At 71.5% G+C, this 23,961-nt stretch carries 27 protein-coding genes; 14 read left to right on the top strand and 13 right to left on the bottom strand.

Translation table 11 applies throughout. The features are described from left to right. Nucleotides 1-17 precede the first annotated feature (17 nt). Nucleotides 18-917 (top strand): SDR family NAD(P)-dependent oxidoreductase, encoded by a 900-nt coding sequence (locus BLV96_RS13605; RefSeq protein ID WP_086674906.1) that lies wholly within the window; start codon nucleotides 18-20, stop codon nucleotides 915-917. Here BLV96_RS13605 and BLV96_RS13600 read toward each other — a convergent pair. Continuing rightward, nucleotides 914-2,770: an AMP-dependent synthetase/ligase gene (locus BLV96_RS13600; RefSeq protein ID WP_086674905.1), complete on the bottom strand. Its 1,857-nt coding sequence runs from the start codon at nucleotides 2,768-2,770 to the stop codon at nucleotides 914-916. The two genes, BLV96_RS13605 and BLV96_RS13600, sit on opposite strands and share 4 nt — an antisense overlap. 194 nt (nucleotides 2,771-2,964) lie before the next feature. Between BLV96_RS13600 and BLV96_RS13595 the strand changes: the two genes are divergently transcribed. From BLV96_RS13595 to BLV96_RS13575, 5 genes are all read left to right on the top strand, one after another. Then, nucleotides 2,965-3,621: a transcriptional regulator gene (locus tag BLV96_RS13595; RefSeq protein WP_086674904.1), complete on the top strand. Its 657-nt coding sequence runs from the start codon at nucleotides 2,965-2,967 to the stop codon at nucleotides 3,619-3,621. A gap of 598 nt (nucleotides 3,622-4,219) precedes the next feature. Then, nucleotides 4,220-6,724 carry a sensor histidine kinase gene (locus BLV96_RS13590; RefSeq protein WP_086674903.1) on the top strand — a complete coding sequence of 835 codons (2,505 nt, stop codon included), beginning with the start codon at nucleotides 4,220-4,222 and terminating at the stop codon, nucleotides 6,722-6,724. Next, the gene (locus tag BLV96_RS13585; protein ID WP_072476758.1) at nucleotides 6,724-7,137 is read left to right on the top strand and encodes a roadblock/LC7 domain-containing protein; all 414 of its coding nucleotides are present in this window, start codon (nucleotides 6,724-6,726) and stop codon (nucleotides 7,135-7,137) included. Before BLV96_RS13590 ends, BLV96_RS13585 begins: the two co-directional genes overlap by 1 nt. Beyond that, a complete protein-coding gene (locus BLV96_RS13580; protein ID WP_072476759.1) occupies nucleotides 7,134-7,505 on the top strand; it encodes a DUF742 domain-containing protein in 372 nt (123 codons plus the stop codon). Before BLV96_RS13585 ends, BLV96_RS13580 begins: the two co-directional genes overlap by 4 nt. After that, nucleotides 7,486-8,088, top strand: coding sequence for a GTP-binding protein (locus BLV96_RS13575; RefSeq protein ID WP_086674902.1), 603 nt, complete (start codon nucleotides 7,486-7,488; stop codon nucleotides 8,086-8,088). Before BLV96_RS13580 ends, BLV96_RS13575 begins: the two co-directional genes overlap by 20 nt. A gap of 22 nt (nucleotides 8,089-8,110) precedes the next feature. Here BLV96_RS13575 and BLV96_RS13570 read toward each other — a convergent pair whose 3' ends face one another. Continuing rightward, nucleotides 8,111-8,554, bottom strand: a complete 444-nt coding sequence (locus BLV96_RS13570; protein ID WP_086674901.1) for a DoxX family protein — start codon at nucleotides 8,552-8,554, stop codon at nucleotides 8,111-8,113. A 122-nt stretch (nucleotides 8,555-8,676) separates the two neighbouring features. Here BLV96_RS13570 and BLV96_RS13565 point away from each other — a divergent pair, with 122 nt between their 5' ends. Next, the gene (locus tag BLV96_RS13565) at nucleotides 8,677-9,420 is read left to right on the top strand and encodes an aspartate racemase/maleate isomerase family protein (RefSeq protein ID WP_143050961.1); all 744 of its coding nucleotides are present in this window, start codon (nucleotides 8,677-8,679) and stop codon (nucleotides 9,418-9,420) included. Nucleotides 9,421-9,428: 8 nt separating this feature from the next. Then, the gene (locus tag BLV96_RS13560; RefSeq protein WP_086674899.1) at nucleotides 9,429-9,896 is read left to right on the top strand and encodes an NUDIX hydrolase; all 468 of its coding nucleotides are present in this window, start codon (nucleotides 9,429-9,431) and stop codon (nucleotides 9,894-9,896) included. On the opposite strand, the gene BLV96_RS13555 is transcribed toward BLV96_RS13560, so the two are convergent. The 4 genes from BLV96_RS13555 to BLV96_RS13540 all read right to left on the bottom strand — a co-directional run bounded on the left by BLV96_RS13555 (nucleotide 9,882) and on the right by BLV96_RS13540 (nucleotide 13,228). Further along, nucleotides 9,882-10,529, bottom strand: a complete 648-nt coding sequence (locus tag BLV96_RS13555; RefSeq protein WP_086674898.1) for an HAD family hydrolase — start codon at nucleotides 10,527-10,529, stop codon at nucleotides 9,882-9,884. The genes BLV96_RS13560 and BLV96_RS13555 overlap by 15 nt on opposite strands. Before the next feature lie 56 nt (nucleotides 10,530-10,585). Next, complete coding sequence (locus tag BLV96_RS13550) at nucleotides 10,586-11,377, bottom strand: alpha/beta fold hydrolase (protein ID WP_091389164.1); 792 nt, start codon at nucleotides 11,375-11,377, stop codon at nucleotides 10,586-10,588. Beyond that, entirely contained in the window at nucleotides 11,374-12,018 is a 645-nt protein-coding gene (locus tag BLV96_RS13545; protein ID WP_091389162.1) for a DUF998 domain-containing protein, read from the bottom strand. Before BLV96_RS13545 ends, BLV96_RS13550 begins: the two co-directional genes overlap by 4 nt. Nucleotides 12,019-12,109: 91 nt before the next feature. Next, nucleotides 12,110-13,228, bottom strand: coding sequence for a metallophosphoesterase (locus BLV96_RS13540; RefSeq protein ID WP_244180213.1), 1,119 nt, complete (start codon nucleotides 13,226-13,228; stop codon nucleotides 12,110-12,112). A 96-nt stretch (nucleotides 13,229-13,324) separates the two neighbouring features. On the opposite strand from BLV96_RS13540, the gene BLV96_RS13535 reads away from it, so the two are divergent. Together BLV96_RS13535 and BLV96_RS13530 are read left to right on the top strand one after the other, a co-directional pair. Beyond that, the gene (locus BLV96_RS13535; protein WP_091389158.1) at nucleotides 13,325-13,597 is read left to right on the top strand and encodes a DUF6412 domain-containing protein; all 273 of its coding nucleotides are present in this window, start codon (nucleotides 13,325-13,327) and stop codon (nucleotides 13,595-13,597) included. A 63-nt stretch (nucleotides 13,598-13,660) separates the two neighbouring features. Beyond that, entirely contained in the window at nucleotides 13,661-14,308 is a 648-nt protein-coding gene (locus BLV96_RS13530; RefSeq protein WP_091389155.1) for a YidC/Oxa1 family membrane protein insertase, read from the top strand. Here BLV96_RS13530 and BLV96_RS13525 read toward each other — a convergent pair. Then, nucleotides 14,291-14,704, bottom strand: a complete 414-nt coding sequence (locus tag BLV96_RS13525; RefSeq protein WP_091389153.1) for a DnaJ family domain-containing protein — start codon at nucleotides 14,702-14,704, stop codon at nucleotides 14,291-14,293. The two genes, BLV96_RS13530 and BLV96_RS13525, sit on opposite strands and share 18 nt — an antisense overlap. A 66-nt stretch (nucleotides 14,705-14,770) precedes the next feature. Between BLV96_RS13525 and BLV96_RS13520 the strand changes: the two genes are divergently transcribed. Beyond that, nucleotides 14,771-15,541: a TetR/AcrR family transcriptional regulator gene (locus tag BLV96_RS13520; RefSeq protein ID WP_091389150.1), complete on the top strand. Its 771-nt coding sequence runs from the start codon at nucleotides 14,771-14,773 to the stop codon at nucleotides 15,539-15,541. Here BLV96_RS13520 and BLV96_RS13515 read toward each other — a convergent pair. The 3 genes from BLV96_RS13515 to BLV96_RS13505 all read right to left on the bottom strand — a co-directional run bounded on the left by BLV96_RS13515 (nucleotide 15,538) and on the right by BLV96_RS13505 (nucleotide 18,052). Continuing rightward, nucleotides 15,538-15,798 carry a hypothetical protein gene (locus tag BLV96_RS13515; RefSeq protein WP_244180212.1) on the bottom strand — a complete coding sequence of 87 codons (261 nt, stop codon included), beginning with the start codon at nucleotides 15,796-15,798 and terminating at the stop codon, nucleotides 15,538-15,540. The two genes, BLV96_RS13520 and BLV96_RS13515, sit on opposite strands and share 4 nt — an antisense overlap. Next, nucleotides 15,795-16,943, bottom strand: a complete 1,149-nt coding sequence (locus BLV96_RS13510) for a lytic transglycosylase domain-containing protein (RefSeq protein ID WP_091389147.1) — start codon at nucleotides 16,941-16,943, stop codon at nucleotides 15,795-15,797. Before BLV96_RS13510 ends, BLV96_RS13515 begins: the two co-directional genes overlap by 4 nt. A gap of 194 nt (nucleotides 16,944-17,137) precedes the next feature. Continuing rightward, nucleotides 17,138-18,052 carry a LysR family transcriptional regulator gene (locus tag BLV96_RS13505; protein ID WP_091389145.1) on the bottom strand — a complete coding sequence of 305 codons (915 nt, stop codon included), beginning with the start codon at nucleotides 18,050-18,052 and terminating at the stop codon, nucleotides 17,138-17,140. 103 nt (nucleotides 18,053-18,155) lie between these two features. On the opposite strand from BLV96_RS13505, the gene BLV96_RS13500 reads away from it, so the two are divergent. Then, on the top strand, nucleotides 18,156-18,851 hold the full coding sequence (locus tag BLV96_RS13500; protein WP_091389142.1) for an SDR family oxidoreductase: 696 nt from the start codon (nucleotides 18,156-18,158) through the stop codon (nucleotides 18,849-18,851). Between the two features lie 101 nt (nucleotides 18,852-18,952). Further along, complete coding sequence (locus BLV96_RS13495) at nucleotides 18,953-19,528, top strand: hypothetical protein (RefSeq protein WP_091389140.1); 576 nt, start codon at nucleotides 18,953-18,955, stop codon at nucleotides 19,526-19,528. A gap of 2 nt (nucleotides 19,529-19,530) precedes the next feature. On the opposite strand, the gene BLV96_RS13490 is transcribed toward BLV96_RS13495, so the two are convergent. Continuing rightward, entirely contained in the window at nucleotides 19,531-19,965 is a 435-nt protein-coding gene (locus tag BLV96_RS13490) for a GNAT family N-acetyltransferase (RefSeq protein WP_086684951.1), read from the bottom strand. Nucleotides 19,966-20,965: 1,000 nt separating this feature from the next. Beyond that, on the bottom strand, nucleotides 20,966-22,189 hold the full coding sequence (locus BLV96_RS13480; RefSeq protein ID WP_086673433.1) for an HNH endonuclease signature motif containing protein: 1,224 nt from the start codon (nucleotides 22,187-22,189) through the stop codon (nucleotides 20,966-20,968). Between the two features lie 154 nt (nucleotides 22,190-22,343). Between BLV96_RS13480 and BLV96_RS13475 the strand changes: the two genes are divergently transcribed. Beyond that, nucleotides 22,344-23,120, top strand: coding sequence for a DeoR/GlpR family DNA-binding transcription regulator (locus BLV96_RS13475; protein WP_086673435.1), 777 nt, complete (start codon nucleotides 22,344-22,346; stop codon nucleotides 23,118-23,120). Here the strand turns inward: BLV96_RS13475 and BLV96_RS13470 are convergent. Next, nucleotides 23,117-23,929, bottom strand: a complete 813-nt coding sequence (locus BLV96_RS13470) for an SGNH/GDSL hydrolase family protein (RefSeq protein WP_086673436.1) — start codon at nucleotides 23,927-23,929, stop codon at nucleotides 23,117-23,119. The two genes, BLV96_RS13475 and BLV96_RS13470, sit on opposite strands and share 4 nt — an antisense overlap. Between the last annotated feature and the right edge of the window lie 32 nt (nucleotides 23,930-23,961).

The following is a 23,961-nucleotide window of genomic DNA, read 5'->3' as shown; positions in this document are numbered from 1 at the left end:
AGAGCGGGGAGACGACGATGGACGGGTTGATGCAGGGCAAGGCGGTCGTGGTGACCGGCGCCGGCCGTGGCCTGGGTGAGGCGTTCGCGGTGCACGTCGCCCGGGCGGGCGGGTCGGTGGTCGTCAACGACGTCGACGTCGAGCTGGCCGAGCGCACGGCGGAGAACATCCGCGCGCACGGCGGCCGCGCCGTGGCCAGCGGGCACAGCGTGGCCGAGGCCGGAGAGGCGCAGGAGATCGTGGACCTGTGCGTCAAGGAGTTCGGCGGGATCGACGGGCTGGTGAACAACGCCGGCCTGAACTACGAGGCCCTGCCGTGGGAGGACGACGCCGAGCTGGCGCGCGAACTCGTCGGAGTCAACGTCATGGGCGTGGTCAACACGGGCCTGGCCGCGATCAAGGCGATGGTCGGCGCCGGCACCGGCGGTTCGATCGTCAACATCTCTTCGGGCGCTTCGCTCGGGCAGCGCAAGCTCGGCGTGTACGCGGCGAGCAAGGGCGCGGTCGCGTCGCTGACCTACTCCTGGGCGCTGGACCTCGAAGAGCAGGGCATCCGCGTCAACGCCGTCTGCCCGCTCGCGCACACGCGGATGGTGTGGAAGTCCGAACGCTCGCTGCGCGCGTGCCCGCCGGACCGCACGCCGGCCCGGATCGCGCCGGTCGTGCTGTTCCTGCTCGGCGAGGGCTCGCACGGCATCACCGGGCAGATGATCCGGTGCAACGGCCCGCAGCTGCACGTCATGGGCCAGCCGTTCCTCAAGCAGCCGATCCTCGAGCGCCCGGTGTGGGACACCGAGACGGTGCAGAAGGCGTTCGACGAGGTCTTCTCCGCCCACCTGGAGAACTACGGCCTGGAAAAGCGCGTCCCGCCGCGGCTGCGCAAGTGGACGGAGTCGACCTCGCCCCGGACTGCCTAGGAACCGGCCGCCGGCTCGGGGTCGCGCGTCGCCGCATACAGCGCCTCGATGTCGGCCGAATAGCGGTCGTTGATGACCCGGCGCTTGAGCTTGAGCGTCGGGGTCAGCTCGCCGGACTCGGGCGTCCACGCCTTCGGGAGCACGTGGTAGCGCTTGATCTGCTCGATCCGGGCCAGCCTGCTGTTGGCCGACTCGACCGCGCGTTCCAGCTCGGCGCGCACGGCCGGGTGGTCGGCGAGTTCCTCCGGCGACGCTTCGACGCCGTTCGCCGCGGCCCAGCCGGGGGCGATCTCGTCGTCGAGCACGATCAGCGCCGTCACGTACGGCCGGTCGTCGCCGATCGCGACCGCCTGGCCGATCAGCGGGTGCTCCTTGAGCAGGCCCTCGACCCGGGTCGGCGCGATGTTCTTGCCGCTCGAGGTGATGATCAGTTCCTTCTTGCGGTCGGTGATCGTCACGAAGCCGTCTTCGTCGACCGTGCCGATGTCGCCGGTGGCGTACCAGCCGTCGGCGTCGGTGGCGTCGGCGATCGTCCCGTCCTCCTGCAGGTAGCCGAGGAAGACGATCGGGCCGCGCACCAGCAGCTCGCCGTCTTCGGCGACCTTCACCTCGATGTCGGCGAGCGGCTTGCCGACGGTGCCCGCGCGGAACGCCTCGCCGGAGTTCGACGTCGCCGCGCCGGTCGTCTCGGACAGGCCCCAGACCTCGCAGATCTCGACGCCGAGGCCGGCCAGGAAGTAGATGATCTCGACCGGCAGGGCGGCCGCGCCGCTGGAGGCGACCAGCACCTTGTCGAGCCCGAGCAGCGCGCGGATCGGGGCGAGCGCGGCTTCGTCGGTCTGCCGGATCTTCTCGGCCAGCTCCTCGGGCACCGGCTGCCCGGCGCTGCGCAGCTTGTAGCCCTGCTGCAGCAGCTCGTTCGCCTGCAGCAACGCCGTGCGCCGCTCCTCCGGGACGCCGCCGAGCATGTTCTTCAGCCCGGCGACCATCTTCTCCCACACGCGCGGGACGCCGAAGAAGCTTTCCGGGTGCACCTGGCCGAGCGCGCCGACGACGCCGGCCGGGTCGGCGAGCGTGTGCACGTGCCCGGCCCACACGATCGGCAGGTAGATCGACAGCTCCCGCTCGGCGATGTGCGCGAGCGGCAGGTACGCGATGTTCGACGCGTGCATCGGCGGGTGGTGCAGCTCGGTCACCGCGTACGCCTGGTGGATCGCGTTGCGGTGCGAGAGCACGACGCCCTTGGGGTCGCCGGTCGTGCCGGACGTGTAGATCATCGACAGCGGGTCGTCCGGCTTGATCTCCTGCCACGACGCCTCGAACGAGCCGGGGTCGGCGGCAAGCGCTTCCCGGCCCTGTTCCCGCACGGAAGCGAAGGAGTGGAACCGCTCGTCGCCCGCGGGGATCGCGGCCTCGTCCATGACGACGATGTGGCGCAGGGCCGGGAGGTCGTCGAGCACCTGCCGCCAGCGCGCCAGCTCGGTCTCGCCGCCGAGCACGACGACCGGGGCCGCGCTGTGCCGCGCGACGTACCGGATCTGGTCCGGGCTGAGCGTGGCGTAGGCGGTGCACGGGATCGCGGACAGGTGCGTCGCGGCGAGGTCGGCGATGATGTGGTCCGGGCAGCCGGGTGCCATGATCAGCATCCGGTCGCCGGCGGCGAGCCCGAGCCCGGCGAGGCCGCGCGAGACCTCCGCGATCGCGGTGCGGAACTCCAGCCAGCTGAGCGTCGGCTTGCCTTCGATGTCGAGCGAGGTGATCGCCGGCAGGTCCGGGTAGTCGACCGCGTTGCGGTGCAGCAGCCGCGGGATCGTCAGGCCTTCGGTCTGCTCGGCGACGGACGGGGTGGTCAACGCTGGCCTCCTCGGTGCTGAAGATGGCCCACACTGTATTGGCTCCCCGCCGAGGTGGATAGAGAATCGCGGCCACGTCAAACGCCCCCTTTACCCGGCCCTTCGCGGTCAGCTCCCCACGACTGTCCACAGTGCACACGGGCGCCGGCGCGCGAACTCCGGTTCAATGGAGGGGACTTCCAGGGGGGAATGCGATGACGAGGTCGGCTCGGAAACTGCATGACGAGATCCAGGCGGAGCTCGCACCGCGCGACGACGACAACCGGCTCGTCCCGCTGCTCGCCGCCGGCCGCGCGCCGCGCGCGGTGTTCGCCGCGCTCGCCGCGGAGGAGAAGCGGATCACGCTCTCGGACTGGCGCAGCTTCCACGCGCTCGCCGCCCGCGCCGACGAGCCGAACGCGCGGACCTTCTTCGGCGGTCTCGCGCCGGGGGAGCAGCAGGCGAACGGGATGCTCGACGCGTTGATCGCGGCGGCCGGTCCGGACCACGGGAAGGAACGGCCGCGGGCGGGCTGCCAGGCCTACCCCGCGTACGTCGCGTGGCTCGCGCTGAACGGCGAGTCGTCGGCGACCGCGGCGGGGATCTACGCGAACTTCGCCGCCTTCGGCCGGTACTGCGCCGACGTCGCCGCGGCCATGCGCCGCCACTACGGCTTCGGCGACGCCGAGTGCGCGTTCTTCGACTTCTTCGCTGCGGACGTTCCGGAAATCGAAGAACAAGCGCTCGCCGCGATCCAGGCCGGGATCGACGCGCACCGGCTCGACGAACGCGAAGCCCACCTCTACGCCCGGCTGTTCCAGAGCTACGAACTGCAGTTCTGGAACACCCTCGCCGACGAGTTCCGGGGCTGACGGCCGCGGAACCGGTTCCAGGCCCCTCGCGGGCGCCACGCGCGGTGGTCGAACCACTGCGTATGCGGAATGGCGGGAATTTCGGCTGCCCGCCCGGTGAATCCGTGGCGATGGTGTCGAATGCCACGCAATTCCGCTTTGCGGAGACCGGGGACCCCGGACGAACGAGCCGGCGCCGATCGGCGCGGCGCACTCGTGACCTTTCTCACCGAACCATCCGGCTCTTCCGTACGTAGCGGATCCTCGCCGGACCGTTGGGTCGATCGCACCACCGAAGAGCCTGCACCCAAGGGGCGGAACGGAAGTCGACCTGGGACGAACGTCACGACTTTCGGTGGTGGACTTTCCAAGCGCAGGCAGCAAGTGTGGACGGGTCACCGTTCCAAGATCACGTTCTCGCCACGGACTTGACGCGCCCTGAGCGGCTGCATACCGTCGTCGCGGGCGAAGCAGACCACGGTGATGTTGATCCGGCTGGTCGGAATCCGGGTGTTGACCGCCTCGGGCGACCCGAAACCATGTACTGCCGGAAGGAAAACGGACCCAGGTGAAGCAGATTTCTCTTCGACGCAACCGGGGATCCTCGATTCGGAAGCGCGTGCTCACGATCGCGCTCATCCCCAGTGTTGCCCTGCTGCTCGTCGGCGTGGCCCTCGCGGGCTACCTCATCTACGACGCGGTGACCGCGCGCGACTACACGACCAAGATCCGGAACTCGGAAGCCCCGGCGATCCCGTTCTTCGCCGCGCTCCAGCAGGAGCGCCAGGCGACGCTGAGCCTCCTGGCCGGCCAGGGCAACCAGCGGGCCGTGCTCGCGGCCATCCGGCCGAAGGTCGACGCGACCGCCGCCAAGGAGATCGAGAACCTCCGCGACAACTTCGCCGACTACGACGGGACGCCGCCGAGCGTCCAGAAGAACATCGCCACGTTCTTCGGGCTGTTCCAGCAGCTGCCGCAGACCCGCCAGGCCGTCGACGGCGGCCAGATGCAGATGCTGCAGGCCTTCGGCTACTACAACAAGATCATCGACCAGTTCACCGACGGCGTCGCCGGGCTGGCGCAGAACGCCCGCGGCGCGCAGAACGCGTTCGACCGGCTGACCGCCATCCCGATGTTCACCGCCGCGGACCAGATGCAGCGCAGCGACGCGCTCGCCGCGGCGGGGCTCGCCGCCGGCGGGCTCGGCAACGACGAGTTCCGCACCTACGTCGGCCAGGTCGGTGCCTACCACGCGCAGCTCGACGCGTCGGCGCCGAAGATGATCCCCGAGGTCAAGGCCAAGTACGACCAGCTGCTGGCCAGCCAGCCGTGGCAGACGGTCACCCAGGTCGAAACCGCTTTCCTGCGCGGTGACCTCTCGAAGCTGCCGGTGGCGCAGGACCAGTGGCGCACCGCCGCGCGTCAGGTCGGCGACGCCCTGATGGGCATCTTCGTCGCGCAGAGCTCGAACGCGAGCGCGGCCGCGATCGACGACGCCGACTCGACGTTCACCGAGTCGCTGATCGCCGGCGTGATCGCCGTCCTGTTCGCGGTCTTCGTGGTGTTCGTCGCCGTCCGGCTGTCGAACCGGCTCATCGGCCGCCTGCACCGGCTGCGCGAGGACACCCTCGACGCGGCCGAGGTCCGGCTGCCGGAGCTGGTCGCCCGGGTCCAGGCGGGCGAGCCCGTCGACCTCGAAGAGGGCGGGCACTTCCTCGACCACGGCACCGACGAGATCGGCCAGGTCGCCGACGCGTTCAACAAGGCGCAGCAGACCGCCATCGCGGCCGCCATCGACGAGGCGAAGATCAAGGAGGGCACCAAGACGGTGTTCCTCAACATCGCCCACCGCAGCCAGGTCATCGTGCACCGCCAGCTCAAGGTGCTCGACCAGGCCGAGCGCAAGCAGGAGGACCCGGAGCAGCTGGACACCCTGTTCCAGCTCGACCACCTCTCCACCCGCGCCCGCCGCAACGCCGAGAACCTGATCATCCTCGGCGGCGGGCAGCCGGGCCGGCAGTGGCGCAACCCGGTCGGGCTGGCCGAGCTGGTCCGCGGCGCGTCCGCCGAGACCGAGGACTTCGCCCGCGTGAAGACGGCCGCGCTGCCCCAGATCGCCATCCGCGGCCCGGTCGTCGGCGACCTCGTGCACCTGCTCGCCGAGCTGATCGACAACGCGACGTCGTTCTCACCGCCGCAGTCGCGCGTCGAGGTCCGCGGCAACGTGGTCGGCAAGGGCGTCGTGATCGAGGTCGAGGACCAGGGCCTCGGGCTCGAGCCGGACCAGACCGAAGAGATCAACTCGATGCTGGCCAACCCGCCGGACTTCGGGATCATGGCGCTGTCCGACGAGCCGCGCCTGGGCCTGTTCGTGGTCGCGCGGCTGGCCGCCCGCCACGGCATCCAGGTCCACCTGCGGGAGTCGGCCTACGGCGGCACCCGGGCCATCGTGCTGGTGCGCACCGACCTGCTCGCCCCGCTCGCCGAGAGCGAGCCGGAGCAGCCGATCACGCCGCCGAAGCCGGAGCTCGTGCCGAACCCGGTCGATCAGGAGCCGGCCAACGACGAGGTCGCGCCGCTGCGCCGGCCCGTCCGCCGCCCGGCCCGCCACCGCACCGAGCCGCCGGCGCCGGTGACCCAGCCCGAGCCGATCGCGCCCGTCGCGCCGCCGGCCCCGGCGCAGCCGCCGTCGGCGCCGACGCCGGTCCCGGTCGGGTCCGTGCCGGCGTCCGAGCCGGTCAGCCAGCCGACGCAGGCGCAGCCGGCGGTCGCGCCGGTGCGCCCGGCCGCGCCGTCCGCCCGGACCTCGCGCCCGGCCCGCCCGGCCGCGCCGCAGCCGGCGTGGCCGCCGTCGGAACCGCGGCCCGCGGTGCCCGAAGGCCGGCCCTCGCAGCCGCGCCGCCCGGAGGCCCCCGGCCGCCCGCCGCTGCCGCAACGGCGACGTCAGCAGAGCCTCGTTCCGCAGTTGCGGGAAGATAGGCCCGCACAGGAGCGCGAAGAGGTCAGGCTGGACTCGCCGGAAGCCGCCCGCAGCAGGCTTTCCGCCTTCCAGCAGGGCACCCGCCGGGCCCGTGACGAAGAACAACCGGCTGAGAACGACGACAGGTACGGAGAGCGCGACTAATGGCCAACGTCAGTGAGCTCGACTGGCTGCTGGACGACCTCGTCAAGCGGGTCGCCGGGGCGGACCGCGCGGTGGTCCTGTCCTCGGACGGCCTGCTCATCGGGCGGTCGGGCAACCTGTCCGAGGAGGACGCCGAGCACCTTTCGGCCGTCGCCTCGGCGTTCCAGAGCCTCGCCCGCGGGACCGGCCGGCACTTCGGCGGCGGCAACGTCCGTCAGACGATGGTCGAGATGGACCACGCGTTCTTGTTCGTGACGGCGGCCGGGCGGGGCGCCTGCCTCGCGCTCCTGGCCCGCGAAGACGCGGACATGGGCCTCGTCGCGTACGAGATGAACCTGATGGTGAAGCGGGTCGGTCAGGTGCTCACCTCGGCTCCGCGGACCGGCGCCGGCGTCCAGCCCACGTCGCCATGAGCGGGCGGCACGAAGCCTGGTTCGACGACGAGGCCGGCCCCCTGGTCCGGTCCTACGCGGTCACGGGCGGCCGCACGCGGTCGGACACGCTCGGGCTCGACCTCATCACGCTCGTCGTCGCGCTGCGGACGGCGCACGAAGCGGGCATGCTCGAACCGGAGTACGCGCGCATCATCGCCCTGTGCCAGCGGCCGGTCTCGGTGGCGGAGGTCGCCGCGCGCGTCGACCTGCCGCTGCCGGTGGTCAAGGTGATGCTCAGCGACCTCATCGAGCAGAACCTGGTGCTGTTCCGCACCGCGGCACCGGTCCAGGAAACCCCCAACCGACACGTATTGCAGGCGGTCCTTGATGGCATCCGGAAACTCTGATCCCCGGCGGAACCTGACCGCGACCGCGGTCAAGGTACTCATCGCCGGCGGGTTCGGGGTCGGCAAGACCACGATGGTCGGCTCGGTGAGCGAAGTGCCGCCGCTGCGCACCGAAGAGGTCATCACGACCGCGTCCGAGGGGGTCGACGACCTCTCGGGGATCGAGCAGAAGACCACCACGACGGTCGCGCTCGACTTCGGCCGCATCACGATCAACCCGGACCTGATCCTGTACCTGTTCGGCACGCCGGGGCAGGACCGGTTCTGGTTCATGTGGGACGAGCTGGCCGAAGGCGCGCTCGGCGCCGTCGTGCTGGCCGACACCCGCCGGCTGGACAGCTGCTTCGCGGCGGTGGACTTCTTCGAGCGCCGCAACCTGCCGTTCGTCGTCGGCGTGAACTGCTTCGACGGCGCGTACCGCTACGGCACCGAGGAGGTCCGGCAGGCGCTCGACGTCGGCATGGACGTCCCGCTGCTGCTGTGCGACGCGCGCGAGCGGGAGTCGACGAAGCAGGTCCTGACGAGCCTGATGGAACACGTGATGGCGCGGTCCGACCTCGCGGCCGCCCAGGGCGGCTACTGACCGGACCGCGCCGGGGTTCGGCTCAGCGGCGGCGCTTGATCAGGTTGTCGACGGCGAACCGGCCCGGGCCGATCGCGGCGAACAGCAGGAAGATCCACGCGTACACCGCGGCGGGCTCGCCCATGTTCTGCAGGGGCAGCAGCCCCATCGGCGCGTGCACGGTGAAGTAGGCGTACGCCATCACGCCGGACAGCAGGATCGCGGCCGCGCGGCTGCCGAGCCCGGCGAACAGCAGCACCGCGCCCACGAGCTCGAGGACGCTGCCCCACCAGCCGGGGAACGAGCCGAACGGGACGCCGCCGCCCTGGCCGTCGATGCCACCGAAGAAGCCGAATCCCTGCAGGCCGTGGAAGCCGAAGAGGAACGAGATCACGACCCGGCTCGCGCCGACGACGATGCCGGTGACCGGGGCGGTCCGGGTGGCGGCGGTGCGGGTCTGGGTCTCGCGGGCGATGGTGGTGGTCATGGCGGGGTTCCTTCCCTGGGTTCTTCCTTGCCTTCTGCCTACGCGTCGAGTGGCTTCTCCCCGGATCGACAACCCCGCGAAAGTTTTTTCGGGCCGCGTGGGTACCCGCGAGGATGATCCGCTTGGCCCTGCTCTACCCCACGCCGGACGCCGCCGAGGACGACTTCATCGACCTCGCCGCGCGCTGCGATCCGCCGGCCGAAGTCGTCCCGGTCCACTTCCCCTGGCCGGACGGTGTCGGGGACCTGTCCGCGCTCGGCACCGAGCAGACCTACGCCGCGGTCCGCGAGCTGGGCTCGGACGCCCACCTCGAGCGGGTGATCCCCGCACTGGACGGCTTCGACGCGGCGATCTTCGCCGTGACCAGCGCCAGTTTCCTGCACGGCGAGCACGGCGTCGGCCGCCAGCTCCGCACCCTGCGGCGGCTGACCGGGCGGCCCACGGTCAGCACGACTTCGGCGTTCCAGCACGCCGTGCGGCGGCTCGGGCTGACGAGAGTGGCCCTGGCCTCGGTCTACCACCCCTCGGCCAGTGCGCACTTCGTCCGGCGCCTCGCCGAAGCCGGCGCGACCACCGTCGGCCGCGTCGACGCCGATGCCCCCTCCGACCGCGAGCTCGCCGGGTGGACCGCCGACCGGATCGAAGCGCTGGTCCGGTCCTGCCGCCACGACGAGGCCCAGGCCGTGGTCCTGCCCGAGACCGCCCTGCACACCGCCGCGATCGCCGACCGGCTCGACGAAGCCGCCGGCCGTCCGGTCCTCACCGCCACCCAGGTCAGCGTCTGGGCCGCCTACGACGTCCTGGGTCAGCGACCCCGCGCGACGAACGCCGGTGTCCTGTTCGGCCGGCCGGCCGCATGCGGTTGACTGGGGCGATGGCGGGCAAACGCAGTGCCGGGCTCCTGCTCCACCGCGGGCGGGGCGACGACGTCGAAGTGCTGCTCGGGCACATGGGCGGGCCGTTCTGGGCGAAGAAGGACGCGGCGGCGTGGTCGCTGCCCAAGGGTGAGCTGGATCCGGACGAGGAGCCGGAGCACGCCGCGCGGCGTGAGTTCGAAGAGGAGCTGGGCCTGCCGGCGCCGTCCGGTGAGTACGTCCCGCTGGGCGAGGTGAAGCAGTCCGGCGGCAAGGTCGTCACGGCGTGGGCGGTCGAAGCGGACCTCGATCCGGCGTCGGTCGTGCCCGGGACGTTCAGCATGGAGTGGCCACCGCGCTCGGGCCGGCAGCAGGAGTTCCCCGAGGTGGACCGGGTTTCGTGGTTCTCGCTCGAGGTCGCGCGCGAAAAGCTGGTCAAGGGCCAGCTGCCGTTCCTGGACCGGCTGCTGGAGCTAGTGGGTCAGTAGGGCCTCGAGCGGCTTGGCGGTGAAGGACGGGAGCACGACGTCGGCCTGGCCGAAGTCGAGGCTCTCGGTGATGGCGTTCGGCACGGCGACGCAGGTCAGCCCGGCGGCCTTGGCGGAGGTGACGCCGTGGGGCGTGTCCTCGAAGGCGATGGTCTCCGCCGCGGTGGTGCCGAGCGCGGCCAGGGCGGCGAGGTAGAGGTCGGGGTCCGGCTTGGCCTTGTGGAGGTCCCCGGTCAGGACGGCGTCGAAGTAGGGCGCGATGCCGAGCCGCTCGAGGTGCGGGTTCACCCAGGCCCCGGACGAGCTGGAGGCCACGGCGAGCTTCAGGCCGTGCTGCTTCGCGGTCTCCAGGTAGGTGCGGACGCCGTCGCGCGGGCCCAGCTCGTCGAGGAGTTCGTAGACGCGGGCCTTGGACTTCGGCCGCAGCGCCTCGGGGTCGATGCCCGGGACGTGCTCGGCGAGCAGGGCGAACATGGCGGGTGTCGTGTGCTGCGTCCCGATGACGGCGTACCAGGCTTCCATCGGCAGCTCGACGCCGTGGTCGAGGAACAGCTCCCGCCACGACTGCAGGACGGCGGACTCGGTGTCGGCGAGGGTCCCGTCGAAGTCGAAGACCAGGGCGCGGGTGGGCACGCCTGCACCCTGCCCGGTCGGTGATCGACCGGGCAAGGGAGTTGTGACGAGGGCGGCTAGCCCAGGTAGAACTCCGCCAGCGCCGGGGCCAGCGCCGCCGCCTTCACGATGTGCGTCTGGCCCGGCAGCGTCCGGTACTCGGCCGACGGCAGCACCTTCGCCAGCGACGACACGCCGTTGCGCATCCACTCCGGGCTCTTGCCGCCGTCCGCCACCAGCGTCGGAACCTTCACCTCGGGCCACGCGGCTGGCAGCGGCGCACCCGACTGGTGGTCGCCGACCAGCGCCGTGTCGTACGGGAGCGTGTGGGCCACGCGCTTGAGCTTCGCCCAGAACGGCATGATCCGCATCAGCGCCACCGTCGCGCCGCTCAAGCCGACGCCCTCGGTCATGAACATCTTCACCGCCGTGCCGGGCTTGCCCGCGGCCAGTGCCGCGTCGAGCCGGGCCGGGTAGCCGGCCGGGACGCGGGGACGCGTGCCGTCGACGACGAACGGTGGCTCGTACAGCGCCAGCTTCGTCACGGGCAAGGAGCGGGCCGCCTCCAGCGCCAGCGCGGCGCCCGAGGAGATGCCGAACAGGAAGACCTCTCCGCCCGCCTCCTTGATCAGCGCGGCGAGGTCCTCGACCTCGCGCTCGACCGCGTACGGCCCGGTGTCGCCGCTCTCGCCGCGGCCGCGGCGGTCGTAGGTGTACACCGTGAAGCGCGTGGCCAGCTCCTTCGCGAGCGCGTCGTTCGGGGACGAGCCGCGGTAGCACATCGCGCCGTCGACGAGGACGAGCGCGGGGCCGGACCCGGCGCGGGTGTAGGCGATCTTCGTGCCGTCGGCGGAAACCGTCGTGCTCATCGGGCCTCTCCTCGCGACAGCAGGTAGGTGGACGTGGCGGCGAGCCACGTGAACGCGACGACCACGGCCGCCCAGAAGCCGAGCGTGACGGCCGGGCTCGCCGATCCGGACGCTACGCCCGCGAAGCCCGCGAGGAACAGCAACCCGCTGAGCCGCGAGTACCACGCCCGCGCGGGTGCCAGGTGCGAGCCGATCGCGAAGCAGGCCCCGACCAGGGCGAGGAATCCGATGCCGCCGGCGGCGAAGTGCAGCGTGCCGTGCCAGCTGATCGACGACGGCGGACCCGCGGGCGTCCCGGCCGGGAAGCCGTCCTGCGGGTCGGCGCGGAACACGCCCGCGCACAGCAGGCTGATTCCGTAGCCGGTGAGGAGTCTCGGCCCCCACCGCCCGGGCAGCACACGCCGGATCCCGGCCGCGGCGGCGATCGTGAGCAAGCCCGTGACCAGGAAGTTCGTGATCTGGACGAAGCCGAGCGACCCGTTGGACAGGACGCTCGCGGGGTGCCGCGTGAAGTCGAAGCCGGCGCGGGTCAGGCCCTGGACGACGCCGGTGGCGACGAAGACGGGCCCGGCGAGGATTCCGCAGGTCAGCAGCGTGCGGGTGGACGAGAAAGTGCTGGTGGGAAGCGTCGTGGTGGTCATGGCGAACAGCGTGGCATCCGACTGTCGAAACTGTCAAGACAAAAAAATTTGTCGGTGAGCCGGCGATCAATGAGAGAGGACTTCCTCGAGGTCAGGCCGAGCGCAGCGTGAGGAGCGTGATTTCGCTGGGCGCGAAGACGCGGAACGGCGGCCCCCAGAACCCGGTGCCCCGGCTGTTGTACAGCTGGGTCGGTCCGTGCCGGGTCAGCCCCGACAGCGTCGGCTGGTCGAGCCGCACCAGGAGGTGGAACGGCCAGATCTGCCCGCCGTGCGTGTGCCCGGAGATCTGCAGCGCGACGCCGGCTTCGCGCGCCTGCTTGACCTGCTTCGGCTGGTGCGCCAGCAGGACCACCGGGACGTCGGCCGGGGCGTCCGCCAGCGCCGCCGCCAGGTCGGGACCGTGGCCGGGCAGGCCGGACGCCGACCCGGTCGGGTCGTCGATGCCGGCGAACACGATGCGGTCGCCGTCGCGCTCCAGCAGCGTCGAGCGGTTGTGCAGCGTGTCCCAGCCGAGCCCTTCCATGTGGTCGATCCAGGCCTGGGCCTCGCCGAAGTACTCGTGGTTGCCGGTGATGTAGAACCGCCCGAGCGCGGCCTGGACGCCGCCGAGCGGGTCGACCTGCTTGCGGCGCGCGGCCACCGCGCCGTCGGCGAGGTCGCCGGCGTGGCAGACGACGTCCGCGTCGAGCGCGTTGACCGCCGCGACGACCTGCTCCGACCACTTCGTCCGGTCGATCGGCCCGTAGTGGGTGTCGGTCAGCACGGCCACGCGCAGGCCGTCGAGGCCGGGGCCGAGCCGCGGGATGACGACGTCGGTCGCCTTCACCGGCGGCACCCGCATCGCGACGCGGTTGCCGTGCACGAGCAGCCCGGCCGCCACGAGGAAGGTCGCGCCCGCGACGATCCGCGAGCGCAGCGGGTCGTCGACGCCGAGCAGCGCGGCGCGCAGCACCAGGCTCAGGACCGACCAGCTGAACAGGACCCAGATCACGGCCAGCAGCGAGTCGCCGAGCTTCGCGGCGCCGTCCTGGTGCCGCGCGTGCCCGCGGAACATCGCGACCGGCATGGTCACCAGGCCCAGCGCGAACACCGCGGTGCCGGCGATCGTGGCCGCCGTGCCCCAGTCCGGCGCGAGGACGAGCGTCCACCAGGGCACGGTGAACAGCAGGATCAGCGCCAGGATCGGCACGACGACGAATTGGCCTCTCATCGATTCAGGTTACAGCCCATCGGGCTGTTACCCCGGACCGCCGGGGGTCGCGATTCCGCTACCCTGGGGTTTCGGGCGATAGGGGGTGACGAGGCCGTGAACACACTGCTGGAGCTGGTGTTCCCCGTTCTCGCGAGCCCGACGGCGCTGGTCGCCTTCGCCTCGATCGCCGCCGCGAGCCTGCTGGTCGTGCTGCTGGTCGGCAGCACCCACCGAGCTGAGCTCGCCCTCTGGTCGGCGCCGGTGCGCAGCCGCGCGACCGCCCTGCGCCGCCGCGCCCGGCGTGCCGAATCGATCCGCCTGCGCGACCCCGGCGCCCCGGGACGCAGCAGGCCACGAGCACCCGGTTCCCGCAGCACGGCTGCGTAGGAACCTCTTCGACGCAGCCATTCCGCTCACCCCCACCCCTTCTGCTCATGCGGAGTGCTGCCCATGTTCGGCTTTCTCGACGTGCCCGTCGAAGGCGCGTACCACCTGATCCACGCGCTGACCGGTCCGTTCTCGACCGCGTTGGCCATCGTCGTTTTCACCCTCGGGGTGCGGCTCCTGCTGCACCCCCTCGCCCGGTCGGCCGCGCGCGGCGAGCGCGCCCGGGCCGCGTTGCTGCCGGAAATCAAGACGCTGCAAGCGAAGCACGGAAGCGACCGCGACCGGCTCGCCGCGGAGGTGACCAAGCTGCAGCGGGAGTCCGGGACCTCGTTGTTCACCGGCTGCCTGCCGATGCTGCTGCAGTTGCCGTTCTTCACGGTCATGTACCGGCTCTTCACGACGCCGGTCATCGGCGGCGAGCCCAACTCGCTGCTCGGCTCGACCCTGCTGGGGACGCCGCTGGGCGCGCACGGTCTCGCCGGCGGCCCGCTCGTGTACGTCGTCGCCGCCGGGCTGGCGCTCGTCGCGTGGTTCTCGGTCCGGCAGAACCGGCAGGCCGCCGACGGCGTGCCGGGCGGCAAGCTGATCCGGCTGCTGCCCTACGGCACGGTGCTCGCGACGCTCGTCCTGCCGCAGGCCGCCGGGATCTACCTGCTCACGACGACGGCGTGGACCGCCGCGGAACGGGCGCTGCTACGACGCGGCTCGTGAGCGACGCCAGTCCGCCACGGCCTCCTCGACGTCCACCAGCGCCACCGTGAGCGGCGGTCCCGTGTGGTGGTTGAGGTAGGCCTGGCGGATCCGCGTGTTGAGGTCGTCGACGACCTCCCGCACCCGCTGCTCGGTCCGTTCGGCGGTGAGCCGGCCCGGCAGGTCCTGGACTTCGCGCTTGAGCGCGAGCGCCGGCGGCAGCAACGCCTTGGTGTCGTGGCCGCCGGCCCGGACCTGCCGCAGCACCCAGTCGGTCGCCGCGTCGTGGCCGGTGGGCTTCGGCAGCGGCTTGCCGGTGCCGGGCAGGTCGTCGAACTCACCGCGGTCGCGGGCCTCGTCGATCTGCCGGTCGACCCACCAGCGGAAGGCGACCTTGGGCGGTTTGCGTCGGGTCATGACTCCAGAATGCCAGGTCGGACGGCCGGTCCGGGTAGGATCACCGGCGGGGAGCGAGGGGAGCGCATGACCGCCGAACGCACTGGTGCCGACGACGTGGACCGGACCCTCGCGCTGCTCTGGCGCGCCCGCGGCGGCGCGGCCGAGCCGACCCGGGGCCGCCGCCCGACGCTGACGATCGAGCGGATCGTCGCCGCGGCGATCGCGGTCGCCGACGCCGACGGGCTGGCCGCCGCGTCGATGCACCGCGTCGCCAAGGAGCTCGGCGCCGGCACGATGACGCTCTACACGTACGTCCCCGGCAAGGCCGAGCTGGTGGACCTGATGGTCGACGACGTGCTCGTCGAGCGCCGGCTGCCCGGGCCGGGCGAGCCGCGGCCGGCGGATTGGCGCGCGCAGGTGGCGCTGTACGCGGAGCGGACGCGCGAGGCGTACCGCACCCACTCGTGGCTGTGCGAGGTTTCGCGGGTCCGGCCGCCGCTCGGGCCCGGTCAGCTGGCGGGCCAGGAGTACCTGCTGTCCATAATGGACGATCTGGGGCTGCCGCCGCGGCAGGCCGTCGCGGCGGCCAACGGAATCGGCACGTACGTCGACGCGAACGCGGCGCTGGGCGCGGAGAACACGCGCCTCGAGCGCAGCACCGGGCAGTCGACCGAAGCGTGGTGGCACCAGCGCTCGTCGTTCTGGGAGAACTACTTCGTCGTCGACGCGCACCCGGCGATGAACCGGATCTGGCTCGGCGGCGGCTTCGACGAGAGCGCGAAGGGCCAAGGGGAAGCGGCCTTCGAGTTCGGGCTCAACCGCATGTTGGACGGCATCCAGGCGCAGGTCGGCTAACGCCGGGTCCGCCACCTCGACCGGCGCCGCTCCTGCCGCGGCACCGACGGCTCGGGCGCGTCGCGCAGGACGACCCGGCAGACGGGGTCGAACCGGCCGGGCGCCTCGATCATCGGCGCCGCCAGCACCACGTGCCCGCACACCGCGCGGAACCGCCCGTCGTGCCGGCCCGCCGCGAACTCGTCCTCGGTGACGGCGTGGGTGTAGCCGTCGGTGTCGCAGCGGATGTGCACCAGGAACGGCTCCACCGGGCTCATCCCGTCGGGCTGGTCGTGGTGGATTCGGTCGGGGTGCTCGCCGAGTCGGCGGCGGTGCTCGTCGGCGCCGCGCTGCTGGTCGTGGGCGTGCTCGACGTCGTCTCCGGCGGCGTGCTGGACGAGGGCGGGGTCGAGGTCGGGTCCGACGTGGGCGTGCTGGGCTTGGTGGTCGGCGTGGACGACGGCGGCGTGCTGCCCGGCGGCGTCGTCGTGACCGGGAGCGAGCCCGGCGGCTGGGCGACCACCGGCGGCGCCGGCGGGGCGGGCGCGCCGACCGGGCCACCGGCGGCGGCCGCGTCCGGGGCGTTCGGCGTGCCGATCGGGACCTCGCTGTCGGGCAGCTGGGCCACGCCGCCGCGGTAGGCCGCGGCCCACGCCAGCACCGTGTCCACATAGGACTGCGAGTTGTTGTACCGGCGGACGGCCAGGCGCTGGCCCGCGTCCGTCGAGAGGTCCAGTCCGCCCGAGCACAGGTAGCGCGCGGTGGCCAGGGCCTCGTCGTAGATGTTGTTCGGGTTGGACACGCCGTCGCCGTTGCCGTCGGAGGCGTAGCCGCGCCACGTCGACGGGATGAACTGCGTCGGGCCGACCGCGCGGTCCCAGACCGCGTCGCCGTCGTACTTGCCGCCGTCGGTGTCCGGGATCGCGGCGAACGCGCCGGCGCCGTTGAGCACCGGGCCGAGGATCGGCTCAAGGGTGTCGCCGTTGGCGTTGACGTACCCGCCGCGCGCGTGGTTCGACTCGATCCGGCCGATGCTCGCGATCAGCGCCCAGTCCAGGTGGCAGTTCGGCTGCTCCTTGGCCAGGATCGCGGCGGCGTTCTGGTAGGCCTTGAGCATGCTCGCCGGGATGCCGAGCGGCCCGGAGATGCCCGCGGAGCCCGCGCGCCCGCCGGGCACGACCAGCGGGGTGGGCAGCGGCGGCTGCGGGAGGCTGCCGTCGACGGCGACGGGCGGCATGACGATGTTCGGCTGCTGGAGCGGGGCGGCCTGGTTCGGCAGAGCGTCCCCGGCGTTGGCGACCACGACCGGCACGGGCAGGCCGGTGGTCAGCGTCGGCAGCACGACGAGCGCTCCGCCCGCGAGCGCGGCCGCGGCCCGGCGGACCGTCCGCGAGCTCTTGCGACGTGGCCGGTGCTTCGCCATGGTGCGTCCCCGCTTCCCTTGATCTTCGCTGATCGCCTCACCCGATCGGCCCCACCGCCGGTACTGGCCGGTAGGAGCAAGCTATCCGATGGAACCAAACTTTGGCGAATAGCACAGCGAAATCGGGGTGGCGAAGAGAAGTTCGTCCTGATGGCACAAAACCTTCGTAGGAAATCTGTCACATTCACCAGGACTTAACGCGGTGCTGAGGAGAGTTTGCCCTGCAGAGCGCCCGGAAGGGCGATCCCGCGGTGCCGTACGTCCGCGCGAAACCGCCGGACGAGTGGATCCGACGGCGTCGCGGTGAACGTGACGACGTCCCGGTGCAGCGCGGGCTTCAGCCGCCGCAGCGCACCCGCGAACGTGCGGGTCAGCGCGGTCGCCGGGACCAGCGCCACGCCCAGCCCGGCCGCCGCGAGCTGGGCCGCCGTCGCCGCCTGCTTCGTCCGCATCACCGCGCTCAGCACGGTTCCGTGCCGTGCCGCCTCCTCGTCGAGCCAGCCGCCCAGGCCGTTGTCCGGGTGGTAGTGCACCACCGGCAGGCCGGCCAGCTCGGCCATCGGTACCGCCGCCCGGGTGGCGAGCGGGTGGTCGGCGGCCAGGGCGACGACGACCTCCTCGCGTCCCACCAGTTCGGCGTGCCCGGTCCAGCGGGTCGGCCGCGGCCCGATGGCCACGTCCGCTTCGCCCGCTTCCAGCGCTGTCACCAGCGCGTCCGCGCTCGTCGTCTCGGCCAGGGTGATCGACACGCCGGGGCGGTGCCGGTGCCAGGCCCGCAGGACGGGCGCGAGCAGCCCGGCGGTCATGCTCTCCGCGCACGCGATCCGCAGCGTGCCTTCGCCGCCGCCGGCTACCGCGCGGCCGGTCCGGACCACGCGGTCGGCGGCGGCCAGCGCCGCCCGCGCGTCGGCCAGGACCGCGCGTCCGGTGGCGGTCGGGCGGACGCCGCGCGGCAGCCGTTCGAGCACCGGCGTGCCCAGTTCCCGTTCGAGCGCGCCGATCTGGTGGGACAGCGCGGGTTGCGAGAGGTGCAGCCGCGCGGCCGCCTCGGTGATCGACCCGGCGTCCAGCACGGCGACCAGGCACTCGAGGGCGCGCAGCGTAGGCATTCGCCGATTCTATCGCAGCCATCGAAAAGATTCGGATCGCGACGGGATGGTTCCGGCGGTCCGCCGCGCTGACTCCGGTATGCGAAACGGAAGGAGCACGAAAATGTCGTTCGAAGGAAAGCGGCTGGTCGTCGTCGGCGGCGGATCGGGGATCGCGCGCCGGATCGCGGTGGACGCGCACTCGGCGGGCGCCGACGTCGTCCTGGCCGGGCGGGACCCGGTGCGGATCGCCGTTCCCGGTATTCGCGCCGCATTCGCGGATCTCGGCGAAGAATCGTCGCTGAAAGCGCTTGCCGAGGAGGTCGGCGAACTCGATTACCTCGTCACGCTCGCGGCGGCGCCGGCGAACGGGCCCCTCGCGACGCTTTCGCGGGACGCCGTCGTCCGGGCTTTCGACGCCAAGGTGATCGGGCCCTTGCTACTGGCTCGGCAGTTCGCGCCGAGGTTCCGGGACGGTGGCGCGATCGCGTTGTTCTCCGGGGTCGCGGCGTGGCGCCCGGCGCGTGAGCGGGTCGTGATGGCGACGACGAACGGCGCGGTCGCGTTCCTCGCGGAGGCGCTCGCGGTCGAACTCGCGCCGATCCGCGTCAACGCCGTCTCGCCGGGCATCGTCGACTCGGGAGCGTGGGATCGCCTCGGCGAGGGGAAGGACGATTTCTTCCGCCGCACCGCGGAAGCGAATCCGGCGCGCCGGGTGGGCCGTCCGGCGGACGTCGCCGCGGCGACCCTGCAGGCGCTGGCGAACCCGTTCGTGACGGGCACGGTGCTGCACGTGGACGGTGGCGGCCGGCTCGCCTAGAAACGCTGGGTGAACAAGCCTTTACAGGAAGCTGGACCATTCCTATGATCGGCCGTCCGGACGCAGTTGCCCGCGTCCGGTCGGCCCAGGTGGAGGGTTTGATGGCACGCAGGGCTCCGCGCGGCGAGGCGGTCACGGTCGCCGAGCTGCTGGTCCGGTCCGCGACCGACGGGCGGCACCGCGAGCCGCCGCGGCACCGCGAGAAACCGCAGGCTTTGCGCTCGCTGGCCCGGTTGCGGGTGTTCTCGGTGGTCGCCGGCGCGCTGGCGCTGACCGGCGGCGTCGCGACGGCGGTGTCGATGCCGGTCGAGCGCGGCGCGGGCGCGTCGTGGCCGCCGGTCGGGCTGGAACCACCGGCGGCCGCGCTGGTGCCGTTCCCCGCGGACGTCGTCGTGCCGCCTGCCGCCCCGGCTCCGAAATCCGTTCCCGCGGCGAGTGCTCCTGACGAGGTCGCGCCGGTTGCGGTGCAGCCGGTTTCGAATTCCGTTCGTCGCGGGAATCTGGCCAAGGCGGTCAAGGTCGTCGGCAAGGTGAAGCCGCAGAAGGTTCTGAAGGCTCCGGCTCTGTCTCCGGCTCCGGCTCCGCCGAAGAAGGCGGCGCCGGTGCGGCACGAGATCCCGGACTTTTCGACGTGGTGGCGCGGCCGGCACGACGGCTGCGGCCACCACCGGCGGTGACGTCAGAGCGGGATTTGGTACTGCATGAAGCCCTTGTCGAGCGCGACCTGGTCGTAGAGCCGGCGCGCTGTGGTGTTCGAGGTCTGGGTGTGCCAGTAGACGCGGACGCAGCCTTCGGTCCGGGCCCAGTCGGCGACGGCTTCGATCAGCGCCCGGCCGGCCCCGCGGCCGCGGGCTTTGGTGTCGGTGAAGAGGTCCTGCAGGTAGCAGACGTCGGCGGAGGTGGTGCTCGGGTGCGTGAAGAAGTGCACGATGCCGACGAGTTCGCCGTCGAGCCGCGCACCGAGCGCGTGCATCCGTTCGCCGCTCTCGAACTCGCGCCACGCGCGCTCCACGAGTTCCGGCGCGAGCGTCCGGCCGTAGAACGTGTTGTAGCCGGCGAACAGGTTTTCCCAGGCCGGCCGGTCTGCCGCGGTGAGGCCCCCAGTGGTGATCATGCCCCGAGGCTAACGCGCCGGCTGACCGGTTCGATGAACACGCGAGACACAACTGGCCAGTAAGGTGACGAACCCGAATCCGATTCATAGAATCGGCAGCCATCAGCTCCCGGTAGGCCGAGCAAGCGGAGGTTCCCGATGGCGCGCACGGTGCACCGTGCCAGTGGCAAGCCAGTGACGGTGGGGGAGCTGATGCTCCGCCCGGACGTGCACGGCAGACGCCGCCCCGAGGACCTGGAGGTGTTGGAGCTGGCGTACCGCATGCGCCGCCGGGTGGGTCCGGAGCCAGCGGCGGCGCGGACACCTCGCTCTCGTGCGTTGGCCGTGGTCACGGGCCTTTGGCGGCGCAAGGCCCGGTAGGTTCGCAGCCCGACGGCCGAGATCGCCTGCCCGCCTCCCGTCTCCCCGCCGCCCGGGACCGCCGCCCGCCGCCGCTGGCGGGAACCGCCGCCCGCCTACCGTCGCCTGGGACCGCAGGCCCTCCGGCGCCGCCGCTGGCCGGAACCGCCGCCCGCCGCCCGCCTACCGTCGCCTGGGACCGCAGGCCCTCCGGCGCGGCCGGCGATAGTCCCAGCTCCAGAGCGGCGGAATCTTCACTTGCTCGTTCTTCGCGGGCCACTCTCATCGAGGGTGGCCTTTTTCGTGCCCGCTGGCGCCCGCTCAGCCACCCGCCGCTCCCTTCTCCTGCGCGCTACTGCTCACTTGATGCTCGAATCTGCTCGCTAAGCCGATTGACGATGCGCAAATGAGCTTGAGTGTTTAGTTGAGGATTCGTGGCCGGTGGGTGGAGCCGCGGGGTTCGGTGGCGCTGGAGCAACTTGCGGGCTCATTCTGAGCAGCCGATTCGTGGCGCGGCCTGGTGGCGGCGACGGCTGTGGTGACTCCGGTGCGGGCAGTGGCGGGAGCAACCGGTGGGTGAGAGCGTGGAGCAACCGGTGGGTGAGGGCGTGGGTGTAGGCCCGTAGCCGGTGGCTGCGGGCCTTTCCCATCTTTGGTTGTCTCAGGCTGCGAACGGCAGCGGTTGATGCAGGTTGTTGCGCCTGGGTTTTCGGCGCTTATCCAAGAACGCCGGCGGTAAGAACTCCGGGAGGCCATCGGCAGCGATGCGGACCTCCCAACCCGAGCGGTGCAGTAGTCGGTGGTGGTGGGCGCACATCAACACCAGGTTGTCCAAGTTCGTCGGGCCACCTTCTGCCCAGTGGCGGATGTGGTGACCTTGGCAATGCCTTGGTGGGCGGTGGCAGCCGGGGAAGGCGCAGCCTCGGTCGCGCAGGTAGAGCGCTCGGCATAAGCCTGCGGAGATCAGGCGTCGGAGGCGGCCTAGGTTCAGCGGCTCGTTTTTCTCGCCTAGGACTGCTGGGATGATCATGCTGTCGCAGGCGTGGATTCTGGCCTCGGCTGCGGTGATTGTGCCGGTGTCGCCGAGGGTTGCCTGGCCGACTGCGGACTTCAGATCGTTGAGGTGGACTGCGACCATCACGTGCGCTCGCTCGCCTGCCTGCATCGGCAGGGTCGGGGCGTTGAGCGCGAGGTCGATCGCGTCGGAGAACGCATCGCCGTAACGTTCCTGCGGAGAACGGTGATCGCCACCCTCGTCCGTGGTGCGGCGTTCGGCCAGCGCGTCCAGGAGGGCACTGGTCCGAGTTCCGGTTTCGTCGTCGAAGCGGCCGTGCAGCTCCCAGATACCGGTTCTTTTGCGGCGCAGGGAGAGTTCCCGGCCAGGAACCGCGGGTTCGGTGGTGTCGGGTTCGGGGCCGTCGAGGTCCAGGTGCGCCACGATGCGGGCGCCGAGGGCGGCGACCTGTTTGTGGCCAGCGTCTTCGGCGAAGGTGAGGAGGTGCTGTTCGGCGTCCTCGCGGTGTTCGGGCGGGATCTGCGTGAGCGCACCGACGATGGTGTCGATCATTGGGTTGCTCAGGCGACCCTCCGCAGCCGCCGCGGCGGTGGAGGGGGCGACTGCGGCAGGGCTGTCGAGGTGGTGACCGGGGTGCAGGGAGCGGGCTCGTTTGACAACCGTTTCCGCGGCGGACTTGGGCACGTCCGCCAGGTGCTCGAAGAGACGAGCCACAGACCGGTAGCCGAAGAGCTCCATCACCCCACGGGACTCGATCTCCACCAGCAACGCACCGATCTCGGCCTCGGCGGAGCGCACCACAGTAAGCAGAGTGGAGATGCGATCGGCCAGAGCCATCGCATCCGCTTTCCACACCGCTTCCGTTGCCATAAAACAAGGTTAGCCAACTTCGAACGCATGATCACCACACGAACAGGTGATAGCAGGGGTAGCGTGCGAGAGACACCTCCAATGCACCATAATGCTTGAAACACCGGCCAACAGCGCACGGGAATGCGCGAAGCCAAGCTAGGGAGCACCGCGAATGGCCCGGCACGAAAGACTCACCACCCTCCTGGACATGCTGGGCCAGCGGGAAAAGATCGACGTCGAGGACGTGGCGGTGGAACTGGACGTCTCCGCGGCCACCATCCGGCGGGATCTCGACCACCTCGCCGAACAACAGCTCCTCACCCGCACCCGCGGCGGTGCCGTGGCCAACGACCTCGCCTACGACCTCCCCCTGCGCTACAAGACCGCCCGCCACGTCCCGGAAAAGCAGCGGATCAGCGCCGCCGCGGCGGGGGAAGTCGGCAAAGGCATGGTTGTCGGCCTCAACGGGGGGACCACCACCGCCGGGGTTGCGCGCGCTCTGGCCATGCGGTCCGATCTCAACAGCGCTCCCGGGCTCACCGTTGTCACCAACGCCCTGAACATCGCGCACGAGCTGGCCGTGCGGCCGAACGTCAAGATCGTCGTCACCGGTGGGGTTGCGCGGCCTCAATCCTTCGAACTGAGCGGGCCGCTCGCCACTCGCGTGCTCAGTGAGCTCAGCATCGATCTGCTCTTCCTCGGCGTCGACGCCTTCGATGCCGACGCCGGCGCCTTCGCCCACCACGAAGGCGAGGCCAGCATCAACCGGCTGATGGTCGAACGCGCCGAGCGTGTGGTCGCCGTCGCCGATGGGTCCAAGCTGGGGCGGCGGGCCTTTGCCCGGATCTGTGAAACCACCCAGGTCCACGCCCTCGTCACCGATACCGACGCCGATCCCGAAGCTGTGCGGGCCTTCGAAGCCGCCGGGGTCGAGGTTCGGACCGTCTAGTGCGCGAACGCCAGCGCCGCCGTCAGCGCTCGGTGGCCGGCCGCGCTCGGGTGGACGTCGCAGCCGCCCGTTGACAGCTTCACCAGCAAGCCCGCCGCGCACGGGTCGCCGCCCGTGCGCAGGGATGCCAGCAGGAACGCCGTGAAGCCGTCGGCGATCTTGCCGTGGTAGCGGCGGGTCACCTGGGTCAGCGCCGCGTTGATCGCCTTGACCTGCGCCACCTGCGTCGGGTCGCGGTAGTCGAGGGAGTAGTACGACACCAGCACCACGTCGCCGCGGTACTGGGCGCGCACCGCCGACAGGATCGACGCGAGGTTGCGGCTCACCTGGTTCAGCGCGGCGGTGAACGACGCTCCCGTGCAGTGGTCCGGGGTGTTGTCCTGGCACAGGAACATGTCGTTCGCGCCGATCGTGAGCGTCACGAGCCGGGTGTCGCGGTGGGTCCGCAGGTACTGCACGGCGTAGCCGATCTGGCTGCCCGCGTACGAAACGTGCAGGGGATACGCCAAGCGGTAGCCGTTTTCGCAGCCGTTGCTCGGAGCGGTGACCACCAGCAGGCTCCCGGTCGTCTCACCCGGGCACGACGCGTTCGCCAGCCGAAGCCCGCGCAAGGCCGCGTATTTCTCCGCGTAGCCGCTGAAGTTGGCCGCGTTCGGGTAGTCCTCGCCCGCTTCGGGCCGGTAACCGAACGCGACGGAGTCGCCGAGCGCCAGGTACCCGCCGTGGCGGGACGTCGCCTGCGCCGGCGCCGTCAGGAGGGAACTCGCCGCGATGACCACCGCGGCCAGGACGAGAAATCGACGAAGCATGCTGAGCTCCCTCCGACACGTGGCCGGAACGA

This window comes from Amycolatopsis pretoriensis (assembly GCF_900107925.1).
In the GTDB taxonomy this organism is placed as follows: domain Bacteria; phylum Actinomycetota; class Actinomycetes; order Mycobacteriales; family Pseudonocardiaceae; genus Amycolatopsis; species Amycolatopsis pretoriensis.
This window is presented reverse-complemented; position numbering and strand designations above follow the sequence as displayed.

What these genes read in the sequence shown, in the direction of transcription:
- BLV96_RS13605 (WP_086674906.1), top strand. Translation starts at nt 18, where the DNA reads ATGGACGGGTTGATGCAGGGCAAGGCGGTCGTGGTGACCGGCGCCGGC.
- BLV96_RS13595 (WP_086674904.1), top strand. Translation starts at nt 2,965, where the DNA reads ATGACGAGGTCGGCTCGGAAACTGCATGACGAGATCCAGGCGGAGCTC.
- BLV96_RS13585 (WP_072476758.1), top strand. Translation starts at nt 6,724, where the DNA reads ATGGCCAACGTCAGTGAGCTCGACTGGCTGCTGGACGACCTCGTCAAG.
- BLV96_RS13580 (WP_072476759.1), top strand. Translation starts at nt 7,134, where the DNA reads ATGAGCGGGCGGCACGAAGCCTGGTTCGACGACGAGGCCGGCCCCCTG.
- BLV96_RS13575 (WP_086674902.1), top strand. Translation starts at nt 7,486, where the DNA reads ATGGCATCCGGAAACTCTGATCCCCGGCGGAACCTGACCGCGACCGCG.
- BLV96_RS13570 (WP_086674901.1), bottom strand. Translation starts at nt 8,554, where the DNA reads ATGACCACCACCATCGCCCGCGAGACCCAGACCCGCACCGCCGCCACC.
- BLV96_RS13560 (WP_086674899.1), top strand. Translation starts at nt 9,429, where the DNA reads ATGGCGGGCAAACGCAGTGCCGGGCTCCTGCTCCACCGCGGGCGGGGC.
- BLV96_RS13550 (WP_091389164.1), bottom strand. Translation starts at nt 11,377, where the DNA reads ATGAGCACGACGGTTTCCGCCGACGGCACGAAGATCGCCTACACCCGC.
- BLV96_RS13545 (WP_091389162.1), bottom strand. Translation starts at nt 12,018, where the DNA reads ATGACCACCACGACGCTTCCCACCAGCACTTTCTCGTCCACCCGCACG.
- BLV96_RS13540 (WP_244180213.1), bottom strand. Translation starts at nt 13,228, where the DNA reads ATGAGAGGCCAATTCGTCGTCGTGCCGATCCTGGCGCTGATCCTGCTG.
- BLV96_RS13530 (WP_091389155.1), top strand. Translation starts at nt 13,661, where the DNA reads ATGTTCGGCTTTCTCGACGTGCCCGTCGAAGGCGCGTACCACCTGATC.
- BLV96_RS13525 (WP_091389153.1), bottom strand. Translation starts at nt 14,704, where the DNA reads ATGACCCGACGCAAACCGCCCAAGGTCGCCTTCCGCTGGTGGGTCGAC.
- BLV96_RS13520 (WP_091389150.1), top strand. Translation starts at nt 14,771, where the DNA reads ATGACCGCCGAACGCACTGGTGCCGACGACGTGGACCGGACCCTCGCG.
- BLV96_RS13515 (WP_244180212.1), bottom strand. Translation starts at nt 15,798, where the DNA reads ATGAGCCCGGTGGAGCCGTTCCTGGTGCACATCCGCTGCGACACCGAC.
- BLV96_RS13510 (WP_091389147.1), bottom strand. Translation starts at nt 16,943, where the DNA reads ATGGCGAAGCACCGGCCACGTCGCAAGAGCTCGCGGACGGTCCGCCGG.
- BLV96_RS13505 (WP_091389145.1), bottom strand. Translation starts at nt 18,052, where the DNA reads ATGCCTACGCTGCGCGCCCTCGAGTGCCTGGTCGCCGTGCTGGACGCC.
- BLV96_RS13500 (WP_091389142.1), top strand. Translation starts at nt 18,156, where the DNA reads ATGTCGTTCGAAGGAAAGCGGCTGGTCGTCGTCGGCGGCGGATCGGGG.
- BLV96_RS13495 (WP_091389140.1), top strand. Translation starts at nt 18,953, where the DNA reads ATGGCACGCAGGGCTCCGCGCGGCGAGGCGGTCACGGTCGCCGAGCTG.
- BLV96_RS13490 (WP_086684951.1), bottom strand. Translation starts at nt 19,965, where the DNA reads ATGATCACCACTGGGGGCCTCACCGCGGCAGACCGGCCGGCCTGGGAA.
- BLV96_RS13480 (WP_086673433.1), bottom strand. Translation starts at nt 22,189, where the DNA reads ATGGCAACGGAAGCGGTGTGGAAAGCGGATGCGATGGCTCTGGCCGAT.
- BLV96_RS13475 (WP_086673435.1), top strand. Translation starts at nt 22,344, where the DNA reads ATGGCCCGGCACGAAAGACTCACCACCCTCCTGGACATGCTGGGCCAG.
- BLV96_RS13470 (WP_086673436.1), bottom strand. Translation starts at nt 23,929, where the DNA reads ATGCTTCGTCGATTTCTCGTCCTGGCCGCGGTGGTCATCGCGGCGAGT.